Raw genomic sequence first — 15656 nt, forward strand, 5'->3', positions numbered from 1 at the left:
ATACGTGTGCCGGCGGACCCTGTCGTCATCCGCAAACACTACATAGTGCATGCCGTGCTGCATTGCAACATTTTTTTGCACTGCACAACAAACTTGCCGTCGGGGATTTCTGGTGTTTCGTCTGTTCCGTTCTGCAAAAAGCGGAGCGGACTGCAGCCCTTTGTCGGTAAGCCATTGGCTGGACAAGGGAAGACGAAAACAGGCAATCAGGACCGGAAAAACATTACAACCAAAGCAGGAAATATTCAATGAAACACTTGTGACACCTTGCGCGGGGCTCTGGCGCCCTGCGCAAGGAAAAATGCCGGCCGGATTATTTTTTCTGGGTGGCCTTGGCCGCGTCCTGAACGGCCTTCGTTGCCGAGTTGGAAAACTCGCGCGCCTGTTCGCCGAGGGATTCCATCTGCCGGCGCAGATAGTCCTGCTGCAGCTTCATCATGTCCTCGACATTTTGCGCCTTGACCAGTTCCTGCGCAAACTTGAAAGCCGCGTCGACATGCTCTTCGGCATAGTTCAGCGCCTTCTTGTTCACATCCGCAGCACCGGCCTGAACCGCATTCGCGCTGTCTTCCGCATTGCTGACAGCCTTGTGGGTCGCGCCCATGAAGTCGTCAAAGGCCTTGCGGGCCTGGTCGACGCTCTTTTCCGCGAAATCGCGCATCTGGTCGGGAATTTCAAAACCGGTCTTGTCTGTGCTCATGTCGGCGCTCCTCAGGTCGACGAAAGATGTCAGGCGGGTATCCTGAAATCCTTCCATGCCAAAAATTCGTAACACGACGATGGCATTCCGGCAAACTTGTCCGGTCGGATTAACCACGCCTTCATGTAACCCCTTTAGCAACCTTGCTTTACGTGGACTGTGTTGGAGATTGCTTGTATTAACGGAGTGTTTACCACTTTGGGCAAATCCGGCCGCCACGCACCCGTCAACCGGTGTTGCAGACCAGTTTGGAGCAGAGCCATGGACGAACAAACCCTATCATTCCTGGAACTGACTGCCATGGATGATCTGGTTCAGCTTGTCGCCGACAAAAGGGCAGCCTGGCTCTGGTCGGCCGACGGGGCACGTATTCTATGGGCGAATGCTGCCGGTGCTTCCTTTTTCTCCGCACAGTCCGTAGCCGACCTGGCCAACCTGACGTCGCTCGAGCGCTCACCCGCCCGTCCGCATATCGCCCGCATTGCCGAATCCGGCCCTACAGACAAGTTCAGCATCGACCGGCTGCGGTTTTACCGGGGTCTCAGGGTCATGCTGCTGACCTGTCAGTGCATGCGTATCGAGCTGGAAAACGGTGAAGCCGCTGCCCTGATTGTGTGCGGTGACAAGGGGCTTTCCATGACGAAGGACCCGGTGCCGGCTTTTGCACAGATGTTGCGTGCCGATGATGCCACCGTGTTCGTGACGGATGCCGGTGCGGTGGAAGGCTGCTTTGGCGAACTGAAGGGAACGCCGGAAGACCTTGACCTGCCGGACGGGCAGACGGCGCTTTTCGGTCCTCTGGAACTCGATGGTGACTTCCATGAGGGCGTTGTACTGAAGGTGACGGACCGCCAGAAGCTGGTGGTCCTGGAAAACCTGCCTCTGGCGGATCCCGGCACTGAAGCCGGGGAAGACAGCTCTGAAAGCGCGCAAGAAGCGGACGCCTCAGCAATTGAAGCCGGGCTGCTGGCCGCAGGCGTTGCCGCCGGAGCTGCAGTTGCCGCTGACACTTCGTCCGCGGACGAGGAAACAGTTTCCCAGACCGGTGAGGACGACGCCGGTTGGGTACGGGCCGACGAAGACGAGTTTGAAACCGCTGACGATATGGCCGCAACGCAGGCCGCCCCTGCCCCACCCGTTGAAGCAACTGTTGAGGAAGACCTCGACGACCTGGATGCCAGTGAGCAATCCATTGCCGCTGGTGTTGTCACCTCAGACGACATCTCCCCGATGGATGCCGGAGAGGCAGACCTTGAAGCCGCGTTGTCCGACCTGGAAGAGATTGAAGACGACGATGGCGAGACGGCAGAAGACGTCTCGGCCGATGCTGAAGAGGACGACGGCCTCGAAGAACTCGACCTCGAGGAAAGTGTCCTTGAGGAGACGACCGCCAAAGTCGTGGCCGAAGACACCTCTGACGACGCTGCGACGGAAGGTGGGGACGGCTTTGTCTTTCAGCCACGGCGCAGACCTGTGCGCTTTGCCTGGAAGATGGACATCGACCAGCGCTTCACCTTTCTGTCCGACGAGTTTGCCGAAGTTCTTGGCCCTTCCTCGACCGACATTATCGGTCTGACCTGGAAGGAAGTGTCCGACGCCTTCGATCTCGATCCCCGTGGCCATATTGCGCGGGCACTCGACCGACGCGACACCTGGAGCGGAAAGACAATCGACTGGCCGGTTTCCGGTGCGGACTTGCGCGTACCTGTCGACATGGCCGCCCTGCCCGCCTTTGACCGGAACCGGAAATTCGAAGGCTATCGCGGCTTCGGAGTTTGCCGGACCGCGGATGCCGTGCCGGAGCATGGCAGCCAGCCCTCCGGCCCGACGCTGGCCGTTGTCGGGGCATCCGACACTGACATTGACACTGACAGAGACGAAACCGGACGCGACACACTTGCGGAAGACGAAGCCACCCACGCCGCAAAAACGCTGCAGGAAGACGCACCCGGTGCCAAAGCTGCCGACGTGCCCGTGGCGCCAGAGGTGGAAGACGACATTGTCACCGTGGGCGATGACAACGGACATGAAAATGTCCTCTCTGAAACAGGTGATAAAACGACAGATACATCGACTGGTGAGGTTGGTACCGATGAAGCTGGTTCACCAGACGCAGCAGAGCAGCAGGCAACCGCGGAGGCAGCAGCCAAGCTTGCGGAATTGAAGCCGGCAAAACCGGATTCTTTCGCGGGCAAGACCTTTCTTGGCGCAAGTGCGGCTGCTCTCGTCGGCTCCCTGGCAAAGTTCACCGGCAAGGCCCCGCAGCGCCCGGCAGACCCACCAGTAAAGGCAGACGAGCCCGCCAAGGCGGATACCCGACACCTTGAAACCGACACGTCTCCGGAGGACGTTGCCCCGGATGCCGACAAGGATTTCGACGATCTGCCCGGCGCAGCTCTCGACAGCAAGTTCAAGGCCCTGGAATCCGGTCTGCAAGATGCACCGGAAGACGAAGCTCTTCCAGAGGAAAGCGACGTCCCGGAGACTGCCGAAGACCAGCCCGTCTCCGGCAGTGATGAAACCGTTCCTGAAGACGGCGCAAGCACTGAGGACACCGGAACTGCAACCGACGAAACGGGCGATGCGCCGGAAACAGTCGTCGATGACGCCGATGCAGTAGCTGATGACGAAGACCCTGAAGACGAGGTCAGCGACACGTCGAGCGAAGACACCGCTATCGATGATGACGACACTGAGCTGGCAGAAGAAAACGAAGCGGACGCCGACAGCGAAACCGATGCTGCGAGCGACGAGCTGACCGGTGAAGAGACAGGGGACACCACCACAGCCGTTGCAGTGCCCACTCCAGCGAGTGCCGAACCAACCGGTATCTCCGGGCCAGCGGCGCTGAAACCGGCTGAAATCGAAAGCGCGGTCAAGTCGCTCGCCAAGGCTTACAAAGAAGCGGAAAAGAAGTCTCGCGACCTCTTTGAGGAAGAAGAAGACCCCACGGCCCCGGAAGACGACGACATGTCGTCCACAGCCGTCGCAACTGCCGAAAGTGACGAGGACCAGCAAACGGGAACCGATGAGGCTTCGGCTGGCGACGAAGATCTGTTCGAGCCCGAGCCTGCCTTTGAAGACACCCATTTCGATCTTGTTGAGGAGGAAGACCGCGAGATCGAAGCCGTGGCTGCGTCATTGGAAACGGACGATGCGGCTGAAGAGCGCGAGTTCTTCGAAGAAACCGCTGCCTTCGAGAGCGAGGACAAGGCTGCCGAAACCGCCGACGCCGACGAGCCGGCCGAACCGAAACCGACAGGCCAGGTCATCCCGCTCGCAACGGTGAAACCGCGCGTTGTTCCGGTGGATACCTCCGGTCTTTCCCGGCCCGAACGTCAGGCCTTCCGCAAGATCGCCGAAGCCCTTGGAGCACGGCTGGAGGGCGACCTTGAAGATTTCGATGCGCCCGATCCGGTGGAACCGGTCGAAGAGCTGCCGCCCGAAGTTCCGGAAGCCGGCCCTATCGACCCGAGCCTCCTGGACCGCCTGCCCATCGGCATCGCCATTGCCCATGACCGGGAAGTTCTCTATGCCAACAAGGCGCTGCTGAGCATGCTTGGCTACAAGTCGATCACCGCGCTCTCCGAGGCTGGCGGCCTGGAAGCACTCTTCATCGACGATGCGGAAGAGCTGCCGGACGCCGAAGGCATGGATGGTGAAGTCGACGAGACCATGAAGATGCGCCTGTCGGATGGCGGTGTCCTCAACGTCGATGCTCATATGCATTCCGTTCCGTGGAACGGCACGCGCGGTCTGATGATTTCCATCACCGAACGCAAGGCCAAGCCGACACCTGCGACCGCTGCTCCGTCTTCGCCGAACTTCTTTGCGGAAGTCCGCTCGGAACTTGATAGCGCGCGAAACCAGATCGCCGAGATGGACACCATTCTGGAAACGGCGACCGACGGCGTTCTCGTGCTTGATCAGAACGGCACGATCCTGAAAGTGAACGGCTCCGCGGAGGCGCTTTTCAGCGCCAACCGGTCCGACATGATCGGAGCGCCCTTCACGGATTTCCTGGCACCCGAAAGCCACCGGGCGGCGGCCGACTACCTGGACGGATTGTCGCGCAACGGCGTTGCCTCGATCCTGAACGATGGCCGCGAAGTGCTCGGCAAGGTTCCGACCGGCGGGCTCATCCCGCTGTTCATGACCATCGGCCGGATCAGCGGCAACAAGGACGACGTCAAATACTGTGCGGTGCTGCGCGACATCACCCAATGGAAGACGGCAGAAGAAGAGCTGACCCAGGCCAAGCGCCAGGCTGAAAACGCCAGCTCTCAGAAGTCCGATTTCCTGGCGAAGATCAGCCACGAAATCCGCACCCCGCTGAACGCGATCATCGGCTTTTCGGAAGTCATGATGGAAGAGCGCTTCGGCCCGATCGGCAATGACCGCTACAAGGACTATCTCAAGGATATCCGCACATCCGGCTCGCACATCATGAGCCTGATCAACGATCTCCTGGACCTGTCCAAGATCGAGGCGGGCAAGCTGGATTTGAAGTTCTCCGCCGTCTCGACCAACGACGTCATCAACGAATGCGTTGCCCTGATGCAGCCACAGGCCAACCGGGAGCGTGTCATCATCCGTGCCAGCCTGCCGGAATCCGTGCCGGATGTCGTGGCAGATCCGCGCTCGCTGCGCCAGATCGTGCTGAACCTTCTGTCCAATGCGATCAAATACAACAAGTCCGGTGGGCAGGTGATCCTGTCGACAGCGCTGGAAAGCAACGGCGAAGTCGCGCTGCGGGTTCGCGATACCGGCACCGGCATGACAGCCAAGCAGCTGGCAGCGGCGCTTGAACCGTTCCGGCAGCTGCATACCTCCAGCCGCGGCGGTGGAACCGGGCTTGGCCTGCCGCTGACCAAGGCACTGGTGGAAGCCAACCGGGCCAGCTTCCATATCGATTCCACGCCGGATCAGGGCACCCTGGTGGAAATCATCTTCCCGACACAGCGGGTGCTTTCGGAGTAATGCCGGGCTCCGGACAGGAGAGCGCCTTGGTTGAAGTCGACAGCAATATCTGGATCCTTGAAGGGGACACTGTCTCCTTCTACGGATTTTGTTACCCGACCCGATGTGTGATCATTCGCCTGCCGTCCGGCAAGCTGTGGGTCTGGTCACCCATCGCCTTGACGCCGGCGGTCCGGCAGCAGATCGATGCCCTGGGAACCCCGACACATCTCGTCAGTCCCAACAAGATCCACCATCTCTTTCTGCAGGACTGGAAGGCGGCCTGGCCGGAGGCCAGGCTCTGGGGACCTCAGAGCACCATTGCCAAGCGTACGGACCTCGCCTTCGAACCGGCGCTGGACGAGGCGGTGCCAGATGCATTCGAAGGCGTCATCGACATGGTGCGCTTTTCCGGTTCTCCGGTGATGGACGAGTTGGTGTTTCTGCACCGGCCCTCGGCAACCGTCATCCTGGCAGATCTCAGCGAGCATTTCTCGGAAGGTTTTTTGCACCGGCACTGGAAACCCTGGCAGCGCTGGATTGCCGGTCTATGGGGTATTGTCGAAGGCAAGGGCTATGCGCCCCTGGAATGGCGGCTGAGCTTTTTCGACCGCCGAAAGGCTCGAAGCTGCCGGGACAGGATCCTTGCCTGGTCACCGGAAAGGGTGATCATGGCGCATGGCGTCTGGCAGCCAGGCAATGGCACAGCCTTCCTGCGGCAGGCGCTTGCCTGGGTGTGACAGTTTTTCACGCCAGCCGATAACGCGTTCGTGATCAGCCTTTCAAAGCAAGCTTCAATGACCATCAGACCTAAAGTCGAGTCTTAAACTCCTGTATTCTCACCGGTTTTCGGCAAAATAGTGGAATGCAATCCTCCAGTTAGTTTTGAACCATTCTAAAGTATTGATTTTGCTAGATTTATTGACTTGAAGCCCTGCTAACGACATATTCCCGGCAAGCTTCGGACCCTGCGTCCGAGCAACAAGAACCATATCAACGGGAGAGTTACATGAATTCCACTTTCCGCATCCTGGCAGGCGCTGCCCTGCTGTCTTCGGCAACCCTTACCGCTGTACCCGCATTTGCCGACGGGGAAGTGAACATCTACTCCTATCGTCAGCCTTACCTCATCGAGCCGCTGCTCGACGCATTCACCAAGGAAACCGGCATCAAGACCAACGTGGTCTTTGCGGCTGAAGGCCTGGGCGAGCGTATTGCGGCTGAAGGCGCCAACTCTCCGGCCGACGTTCTCTTGACCGTCGACATCGGGCGCCTGGACGGTGCCAAGCAGCTCGGCATTTCACAGCCGGTTGTTTCTGAAATCGTCAATGCAAACGTTCCGGCAGAATTCCGCGACCCGGAAGGCCACTGGATCGGCCTGACCAACCGTGCCCGCGTGATCTACGCTTCCAAGGAACGCGTCGACCAGGACAGCATCACCTATGAGGAACTTGCCGATCCGAAGTGGAAGGGCCGCCTGTGCACCCGCTCCGGTCAGCATGTGTACACCGTCGGACTGGTTGCCTCGATGGTCGCCCACCATGGTGCGGAAGAAACCGAAAAGTGGCTTGAAGGCGTTCGCGACAACCTTGCCCGCAAGCCTGCCGGCAACGACCGCGCCCAGGTCAAGGCCATCTTCGCCGGCGAATGCGACATCGCACTCGGCAACACCTATTACATGGGCCTGATGCAGACCAACGAGAAGGAACCGGAACAGCAGACCTGGGCCGACAGCGTCCGCATCCTGTTCCCGAACACCGACGACCGTGGCAGCCACGTGAACGTTGCCGGCGTCATCCTGACGAAGAACGCACCGAACCAGGACAATGCGGTCAAGCTGATCGAGTTCCTGTCTTCCGATGAAGCGCAGCAGATCTACGCCGAAACCAACCATGAATATCCGGTCAAGCCGGGCGTCGCGGTTTCCGAGCGCGTTGCAAGCTGGGGCGAGTTCAAGAAAGACACCCTGTCACTTGCCGACATTGCCAAGAACCGCAAGACCGCCAGCGAGCTGATCGACGAAGTCGGCTTTGATGACGGCCCGGCCTCCTGAGGTCATATCGACAAAAAAGACGGGCGCCGCATTTTGCGGCGCTTTTCTGTTGAGAGCAAGGAAGGCGGACTTTCAAACTATTCTGGGGCCCGTCATTGCCGGACTTGATCCGGCAATCCAAGCCGTTCCCTGTCGACGAAATTCAGAGGTGACGTCGATCCGATCCTCAACGGCATGGATGCCATGGTCGGGCCATGGCATGACGAAAAGAAAACCACCGCAAAAATTCAGGTCACGCCTCGGGATCTCTTGGCTTTTGCATTTTCCGGGTTTTGCCTATAGAGCTTCCTGCGAACCATTCTCAAAGAAATGACAGGCCTTGCTGCGCACGCCCACCCTCACTTTTGCTGACCGTTTCTGGCAAATTGCATCGCTGGCGATTGCCACGCTGGTGCTGTTGCCACTGGCGGCGATCGTGTGGATCGCGCTGACGCCGACGGGCGAAGTCTGGGGCCATCTTCTGACAACGGTTCTGCCCGGCTCCCTGCAGACGACGGTTTTGCTGATGCTCGGGGTCGGCCTGACCACAGGCATCACCGGCGTTGCCACGGCCTGGCTCGTGACGATGTGCAATTTCCCGGGAAGAAAGGTCCTCGACTGGGCTCTTCTGGTGCCCCTTGCGGTGCCGACCTATATCGTCGCCTTCGCCTATGTCGAAGTGCTCGATTATACCGGGCCGGTCCAGAGCCTGATCCGCACGCTTTTCGGTTTCAAGACGTCCAGAGACTACTGGTTTCCCGAAATTCGCTCACTGGGCGGCGCCATATTCGTCATGGGGGCGGTGCTTTACCCTTATGTCTATCTGACGACCCGGGCGAGCTTTCTGATCCAGTCCGCCTCGACGCTGGATGTCTCGCGTACCCTTGGCGCTTCGCCTTACGGGCTGTTCTTTCGTGTCGCCCTGCCATTGGCACGCCCTGCCATCGTCATCGGCATTTCGCTTGCCTTGATGGAGTGCCTCAACGATATCGGCGCGGTGACATTCTTCGGCGTGAAGACCCTGACCTTTTCCGTCTATGACACCTGGCTGCACCGTTCCAGCCTCGGTGGCGCAGCCCAGCTCGCGCTTGCCATGCTGGTTATGGTGTTCCTGCTATTGTGGCTGGAACGGTTCGGGCGGCGCAAACAGCGCTTCGACAGCGGCGGTGGCTCCAAGCACCGGCCACCGACACGCTTCGAACTTGGACGCTGGCAGGCTGCGCTTGCGTTGCTGTTATGCCTGACGCCGGTCTTTGTCGGCTTTGTGGTTCCTGGCCTGCTGCTTGCAGACCTGGCCAGCCGGCGCCTGGAAGGTTTTTGGGACAGCGGTTTTCTGGATGCTGTCTGGAACAGCCTCAGCCTCGCTGCCATTGCAGCGCTGATCACCGTGCTCATTTCCGTTGCCCTGGCCTATGCTCTGCGTCTCAACCCCAGGGGTCCATTGAAGTTTGCCGTCCGGCTTGCCTCGATCGGTTACGCCATTCCGGGCACCGTTCTCGCCATCGGCATTCTGGTGCCGTTGGCCGGCTTCGACAATTTCCTGGATGCCCGCATGGAAGCCTGGTTCGGTATCAACACCGGCCTGCTATTGCTGGGGAGCGGCACCGGCCTGGTGTTTGCCTATGTGGTTCGCTTCCTTGCAGTTTCTTACGGCCAGGTCGAAGGTGGCTTCGGCCGGATCACACCTCATCTCGACATGGCGGCGCGCACGCTTGGCCGCAACAGCGGTCAGACCCTGACGCAGATCCACCTGCCGATCCTGAAGCCGGTGCTGTTGTCCGCAGCCCTGCTCAGCTTCGTCGATTGCATGAAAGAGCTGCCGGCAACGGTTCTCCTGCGTCCGTTCAATTTCGAAACCCTGGCAACGACCGTGTTCGAGGCCGCCTCGCGCGAAGCCTTTGGCGAAGCGGCCCTGCCCTCGCTTGCCATCGTTCTGGTCGGCCTCATCCCGGTCATCTACCTCGCCCGTTCCAGCGCCTCGTCCTTCCGCACGCAAACGTCCAAGCGGCAACTCGAGCCGGTCGTCTGAACCAGGGCAGCCATGCCACCTCGTGCCTTGACAGCCTCCGGGCGAACCGCGTCAATGGCGGCATAGTTCAGACGATTGCCGGGACAGTTTCACGATGGAAAAGAAACACCAGATAAACCTTTGGTACGCCTTCATTGCCATGATGCTGGTGCTGATGTTCCAAAGCTGGTGGACCACCTACAAGACCGTCGAGCAGATCCCCTACAGCCAGTTCGAGCAGTACCTCAAGGACGGAAAGATCGAGGAGATCGCCGTCAAGGAGAACTTCATCGAAGGCAAGTTCAAGGCGGAACTGAAGGACGGCAAGCAGTATTTCGTCACTACGCGCGTCGAGGTTCCGCTCGCCGACGAACTCAGCAAGTACGACGTCAAATACACCGGCGTCGTCCAGAACACCTTCATTCGCGACATCCTCTCCTGGGTGCTGCCGGTCCTGCTGCTGTTCGGCCTCTGGATGTTCTTCATCCGCCGGTTTGCCGAAAAACAGGGTCTTGGCGGCATGATGACGGTCGGCAAGTCAAAGGCGAAGGTATTTGTCGAAAAGGACGTGAAAGTCACTTTTCAGAATGTCGCCGGAGTGGATGAAGCCAAACGGGAACTGAAGGAGATTGTCGATTTCCTGAAGGAACCAGCTTCCTATGGCCGTCTGGGGGCGCATGTGCCCAAGGGCATCCTGCTGGTTGGCCCTCCGGGCACAGGCAAGACGCTTCTGGCGCGCGCCGTGGCCGGTGAAGCCGGTGTGCCGTTCTTCTCGATCTCCGGCTCCGAATTCGTGGAGATGTTCGTCGGCGTCGGCGCCGCGCGGGTTCGAGACCTCTTCGAGCAGGCCCGAAAGGCCGCTCCTGCCATCATCTTCATCGACGAGCTGGACGCACTGGGCCGGGCGCGTGCAGCCGGCCCGATGGGCACCAACGACGAGAAAGAACAGACGCTCAACCAGCTTTTGACCGAGCTCGACGGGTTTGATCCGTCCAGCGGCATCATCCTGCTGGCAGCGACGAACCGGCCGGAGATCCTCGATCCAGCCCTCCTGCGCGCCGGGCGCTTCGACCGGCAGGTTCTGGTCGACCGGCCGGACAAGATCGGCCGGCGGGCGATCCTCGATGTCCACGTGAAGAAGATCAAGCTGGCCGCAGATATCGACCTCGATCAGGTGGCCCAGCTGACAGCAGGGTTTTCCGGCGCCGACCTTGCGACGCTGGTCAACGAGGCGGCCCTCCTGGCAACACGTCGGCAGGCGGATGCCGTTACCCTGCTGGACTTCAACGAGGCAGTGGAGAGGGTGATTGCGGGACTGGAAAAGCGCAGCCGGATCCTGTCGGACAAGGAACGAAAAACCGTCGCTTTCCACGAAATGGGCCATGCCCTGGTTGCCGCCAACCTAGAAGGCTGTGATCCGGTGCACAAGATCTCGATCATCCCGCGCGGCATCGGCGCGCTCGGCTACACGATGCAGCGGCCGACCGAGGATCGTTTCCTGTTGTCCTCTCTCGACCTGGAAAACCGCATGGCTGTCCTGATGGGCGGCCGGGCGGCTGAGGAGATTGTCTTCAACGAGATCTCTACCGGCGCTTCCGACGACCTGCAGAAAGTGACCGAAGTCGCCCGCGACATGGTCATGCGATACGGCATGGATCCCGACCTTGGCAATCGCGCCTATTCCACCCAGCGCCAGAACTTTCTCGGCCAGCCTGCCGGAGACGTTGCCGAGGTTTCAGAACAGACCCAGCGGGAGATCGACCTTGCCATCAAGCAAAGGGTGGAAACTGCCTTCCAGCGTGCCAAGGCGCTCCTGAACAGCCATCGCGGCGAACTGGACGAAGGGGCTTCATTGCTGCTTGCAAAGGAAACGCTGACCGATCAGGACTTCCCCGCAATCCGCCCCCTTGCCGAACGCCGGAAGACCGAGGCGGCGGAGTAAGGCCGATTCGTGTCAACGTCGAATTGCCTCACGCGGCGAACGTGCTGCCATCTTTCGGCTGTGCTCCGGCGGCCAGGCGCGGATGGTTGCCATCCATCAGAAATGCCTTCGACCAGGCTTCGAAATGTTCTACCGGCATCGGCCGCGCGAACAGGAAGCCTTGCGCAGTCGTGCAGCCGTTCTCAGCCAGGAAAACGTGTTGTTCTTCCGTTTCGACGCCTTCGGCGACAACCTCATAATTGAGGCTTTTCGCCATTGCCAGAATGGTCTGAACGATCGAGCGGCTGTGATGGTCATCGGCGAGACCACTGATGAAGCTTCGGTCGATCTTGAAGGTGTTGAACGGCAGACGCTGAAGATGCGCCAGACTTGAATAGCCAGTGCCGAAATCGTCTATCGCAAAGGTAATGCCGGCTTCCAGAAGCGGCATTGCCGCCTCCGAGATTCGCTCCGGATCCCCCATGGCAACAGTCTCCGTCACCTCGAGTTGCAGCAGCTCGGCCGGAAAGCCCGTGATTTCCAGAATATCGAGGACGCGGGCGGTGAAACCCGGCTTTTCAAGCTGGCGAATGGAAACATTCACCGCCAGCGGCAGACGTTGGCCATGATCGAGCCAGACCCGCCCCTGTCGGCAGGCCAGTTCCAGCACCCTGTCACCCAGGCGCGTGATCAGATCGCTTTCTTCTGCAACATCGATGAAACATCCCGGTGCCAACAGGCCACGTTCGGGATGGTCCCACCTGGCCAGCACTTCGGCACCAACCACCCTCAACGTGGCGCAGTCGATCTTGGGCTGAAAGGCGATGGTGATCTCGTCCGCCAGAAGGGCCCGTTTCAGTTCCGCTTCCAGACGGATGCGTTCGTGAGAGCGGGAATCGCGCTCGATCTCGTTGAAGAAGCATGCACGGTTGCCGCCGGTTCGCTTGGCCGCATACATGGCAATGTCCGCGTTCTTCAGGATAGCGGTGTAGTCCTCGCCGTCATCCGGATAGGTCGAGACGCCGATGCTGGCCCCAACGGCCATTGTCAGACCGTTGATTTCCAGCGGTTGCTCGACGCATTGCACCAGTTGATCCGCGAGTGTGTAGACGTTGGACATGGGCTTTTCAGCCGGCAGGACGATGGCAAACTCATCGCCGCCAAGCCTGGCGACAAGTGGTGAAAAAGCCGCCTTGCCTGCCGCTACCTTGTCCGAGGTGCTCAGCAAGCGCTGCAGCCGCGCCGCCACTTCCTTCAACAGTGCGTCGCCATGATCGTGTCCGTAGCTGTCATTCACCCGTTTGAAGCGATCAAGGTCAATAAACAGAACGGCCATCCGGACCGGCGTGCCGTCCGCAAGCTGCATGTTTGAATTGAAATGCTGACGGAAGCTTTCCCGGTTCGGCAACCGCGTGACCGGATCCACATAGGCAAGCTCGTGAATGCGGGCCATGTTGTTCCGAATGGTTCCGACCATATCGCGATAGGCGCGGGCGAGAACACCGATCTCATCGGTTCGTTCGACTGGGAAAGGCGCGTCGAAATTGCCGGCACTGACCGTGTGGGCAGTCTGGGTCAGCGCCTTGATCGGCCGGACGAAATTTTCCGCAAAATGAAACGTCACCGGAACACAGAATATCAGGAGCACCAGGGTAATGACGATGTTCCGTCCCCAGATGGCGAACAGCATGCCGTTGGCCTGAAGCCGTTTGACCGACACCAGCGCGACCCCGAGAACCGGACTGTCCGCCGTCTCGCGCACCGGCAAGGCTATTTCGATCCTGTCTCCGGTCTGGCGGATCTGATCGAGCCCGGTTTGCAGCGAAAGCGTGATCAGCGGATGCAGGTCCATTTCGTCGAAGTAGCTCGTGTCCGGATCGCTGTCGATAGTGACCGCACGCGCGGGATCGTGAACTTGCGCCAGGTCGACCACGCCGCTGCCTGCAATGCTTTCCAGTTCCTGTTCAAGGATCAGATAGTGGTGGTTGGTCAGATGCGGTACGGCCAGTCGGCTGACGGTCGCCCCGATGGCTCGCGCGTCCGAGACCACCCTTTGCTCCTCGTCCCGCAGGTCCAGGTAGCTCGCCACCATGATCATCACGACCGAGAGCGCCAGAAACAGGCCGGCCACCAGCAAGACAAAGCGGGTGCGCAGGCTGGGCAGCCAGGTCGACAGGACTTTTATCAGCTTTGAGACAGCCCCATGCGTTCCAGGCACGCCAAACACCCCTTGCGAATACCTGAACACCATACAGAACAAGTCTTGAAGGTGGATTGAAGAAGGTAAATGCGGGTGACCAGATCGCGTAAACACTGATCTGTTCTTTAGCCGGGAAATCGACTTTCCCGGCTTTTAAAGGATAACGGGTTATCTATGCTTGATTTATGCGGGTTATTCGCAATTCGATCTATTAACGAATTTGGAAATTTCCTCGGCAATTCTACGAATTGGTTCCAATTCGGGACAAATTGCGCCTGCGACACGTTCAAACAGTCTGTTTTTATTGAAAAAATCGACGAGCTGGCTGGATCGACCACGAAAAAAGGTGCCTGCGGGACCGCAGGCACCTTGATTTAAAACGACGCCGAAGCGCGCATCTTGCCTTATGACTGAAGCGTTGCCTGGGTCTTTTCCTTGACCTCATCCAGCGTTACGCCGTCAGCGAGTTCAACCACCTTCAGGCCGCCTTCGACAACATCGAAGACACCGAAATTGGTGATCACGCGATCAACGCATTTCACGCCGGTAAGCGGTAGCGAGCATTCTTTCAGAAGCTTGGGATCGCCAGCCTTGGAGGTGTGATCCATGATCACCACCACGCGCTTGACGCCGGCGACGAGATCCATCGCGCCGCCCATGCCCTTGACCATCTTGCCAGGGATCATCCAGTTGGCGAGATCGCCGCCCTCGGACACTTCCATAGCGCCCAGGATCGACAGGTCGATATGACCGCCGCGGATCATGCCGAAGCTGTCGGCAGACGAGAAGTAGCTGGTCTGCGGCAATTCGGTGATGGTCTGCTTGCCTGCGTTGATGAGGTCTGCATCAACCTCGTCGTCAGTCGGGAACGGGCCCATGCCGAGCATGCCGTTTTCCGACTGGAGGGTCACATGGACACCTTCCGGAATGTAGTTGGATACCAGCGTCGGAATGCCGATGCCCAGGTTCACATAGAAGCCGTCTTCCAGTTCCTGCGCGGCACGCTTTGCCATGTCATCACGAGTCCAGGCCATGATGTTTTCTCCCTCAGGCTGCGCGCGTGGTGCGCTTTTCGATACGTTTTTCGTGGCTGCCGACGATGATACGGTCGACGAAGATACCGGCGGTGTGGATGTTGTCCGGATCGAGTTCACCGATCTCGACAATCTCCTCGACTTCCACGACACAGGTCTTGCCGGCGGTTGCCATCATCGGATTGAAGTTACGCGCGGTCTTGCGGTAGATCAGGTTGCCTTCCTTGTCGGCCTTCCAGGCCTTGACCAGCGACACATCGGCCACGAGGCCGGTTTCCATGATGTATGTCTCGCCGTTGAAGTCCTTGTGCTCCTTGCCTTCGGCAATCAGCGTACCGACTCCGGTCTTGGTGTAGAAGCCCGGAATGCCCGCGCCACCTGCGCGAATGCGTTCGGCCAGCGTGCCCTGAGGGTTGAATTCAAGCTCAAGCTCGCCGTTCAGGTACTGCTTTTCAAAGGTCGCGTTTTCACCCACGTAGGACGAAACCATCTTCTTGATCTGGCGGGTCTGCAGCAGAAGACCGAGGCCAAAGTCATCGACACCGGCATTGTTGGAAATGGCCGTAATGTCCTTGGCTCCGGAATCCCGGAGCGCCACGATCAGATTTTCCGGAATGCCGCAGAGGCCGAACCCGCCGGCCATCACCGTCATGCCGTCAAAGGTCAGCCCCTCGAGGGCGGCCTTTGCGTCCGGATAAATTTTGTTCATGTTTCACTCCCGTTTAAGACCGCTACATGCGTGAGGCGCACATTCGCCGCTTGGTTCGACCGGGTCAAGAGCTCTTTCCCGCGTTGCAGCGAA

General features: G+C 59.3%; 9 protein-coding genes. 5 read left to right on the plus strand and 4 right to left on the minus strand.

What is annotated here, in order from left to right:
* Positions 1-313 precede the first annotated feature (313 nt).
* Positions 314-700, minus strand: coding sequence for a phasin (locus FIU93_RS01525; protein WP_031269792.1), 387 nt, complete (start codon positions 698-700; stop codon positions 314-316).
* Positions 701-961: 261 nt separating this feature from the next.
* Here FIU93_RS01525 and FIU93_RS01530 point away from each other — a divergent pair, with 261 nt between their 5' ends.
* From FIU93_RS01530 to ftsH, 5 genes are all read left to right on the plus strand, one after another.
* On the plus strand, positions 962-5680 hold the full coding sequence (locus FIU93_RS01530) for an ATP-binding protein (protein ID WP_152504659.1): 4719 nt from the start codon (positions 962-964) through the stop codon (positions 5678-5680).
* A 26-nt stretch (positions 5681-5706) separates the two neighbouring features.
* A complete protein-coding gene (locus FIU93_RS01535) occupies positions 5707-6399 on the plus strand; it encodes a DUF4336 domain-containing protein (protein WP_152504660.1) in 693 nt (230 codons plus the stop codon).
* A gap of 269 nt (positions 6400-6668) precedes the next feature.
* Positions 6669-7712, plus strand: coding sequence for a Fe(3+) ABC transporter substrate-binding protein (locus FIU93_RS01540; protein ID WP_023002175.1), 1044 nt, complete (start codon positions 6669-6671; stop codon positions 7710-7712).
* A 319-nt stretch (positions 7713-8031) separates the two neighbouring features.
* The gene (locus FIU93_RS01545) at positions 8032-9720 is read left to right on the plus strand and encodes an iron ABC transporter permease (protein ID WP_152504661.1); all 1689 of its coding nucleotides are present in this window, start codon (positions 8032-8034) and stop codon (positions 9718-9720) included.
* 94 nt (positions 9721-9814) lie between these two features.
* Positions 9815-11641, plus strand: coding sequence for an ATP-dependent zinc metalloprotease FtsH (ftsH, locus tag FIU93_RS01550; protein ID WP_152504662.1), 1827 nt, complete (start codon positions 9815-9817; stop codon positions 11639-11641).
* Between the two features lie 28 nt (positions 11642-11669).
* Here ftsH and FIU93_RS01555 read toward each other — a convergent pair whose 3' ends face one another.
* From FIU93_RS01555 to FIU93_RS01565, 3 genes are all read right to left on the minus strand, one after another.
* Positions 11670-13838: an EAL domain-containing protein gene (locus tag FIU93_RS01555; protein WP_152504663.1), complete on the minus strand. Its 2169-nt coding sequence runs from the start codon at positions 13836-13838 to the stop codon at positions 11670-11672.
* Between the two features lie 386 nt (positions 13839-14224).
* The gene (locus tag FIU93_RS01560; protein ID WP_023002181.1) at positions 14225-14854 is read right to left on the minus strand and encodes a CoA transferase subunit B; all 630 of its coding nucleotides are present in this window, start codon (positions 14852-14854) and stop codon (positions 14225-14227) included.
* 13 nt (positions 14855-14867) lie between these two features.
* Positions 14868-15563 (minus strand): CoA transferase subunit A, encoded by a 696-nt coding sequence (locus FIU93_RS01565; protein WP_023002182.1) that lies wholly within the window; start codon positions 15561-15563, stop codon positions 14868-14870.
* Between the last annotated feature and the right edge of the window lie 93 nt (positions 15564-15656).

It is taken from the genome of Labrenzia sp. THAF35 (assembly GCF_009363595.1).
Lineage (GTDB): Bacteria > Pseudomonadota > Alphaproteobacteria > Rhizobiales > Stappiaceae > Roseibium > Roseibium algicola.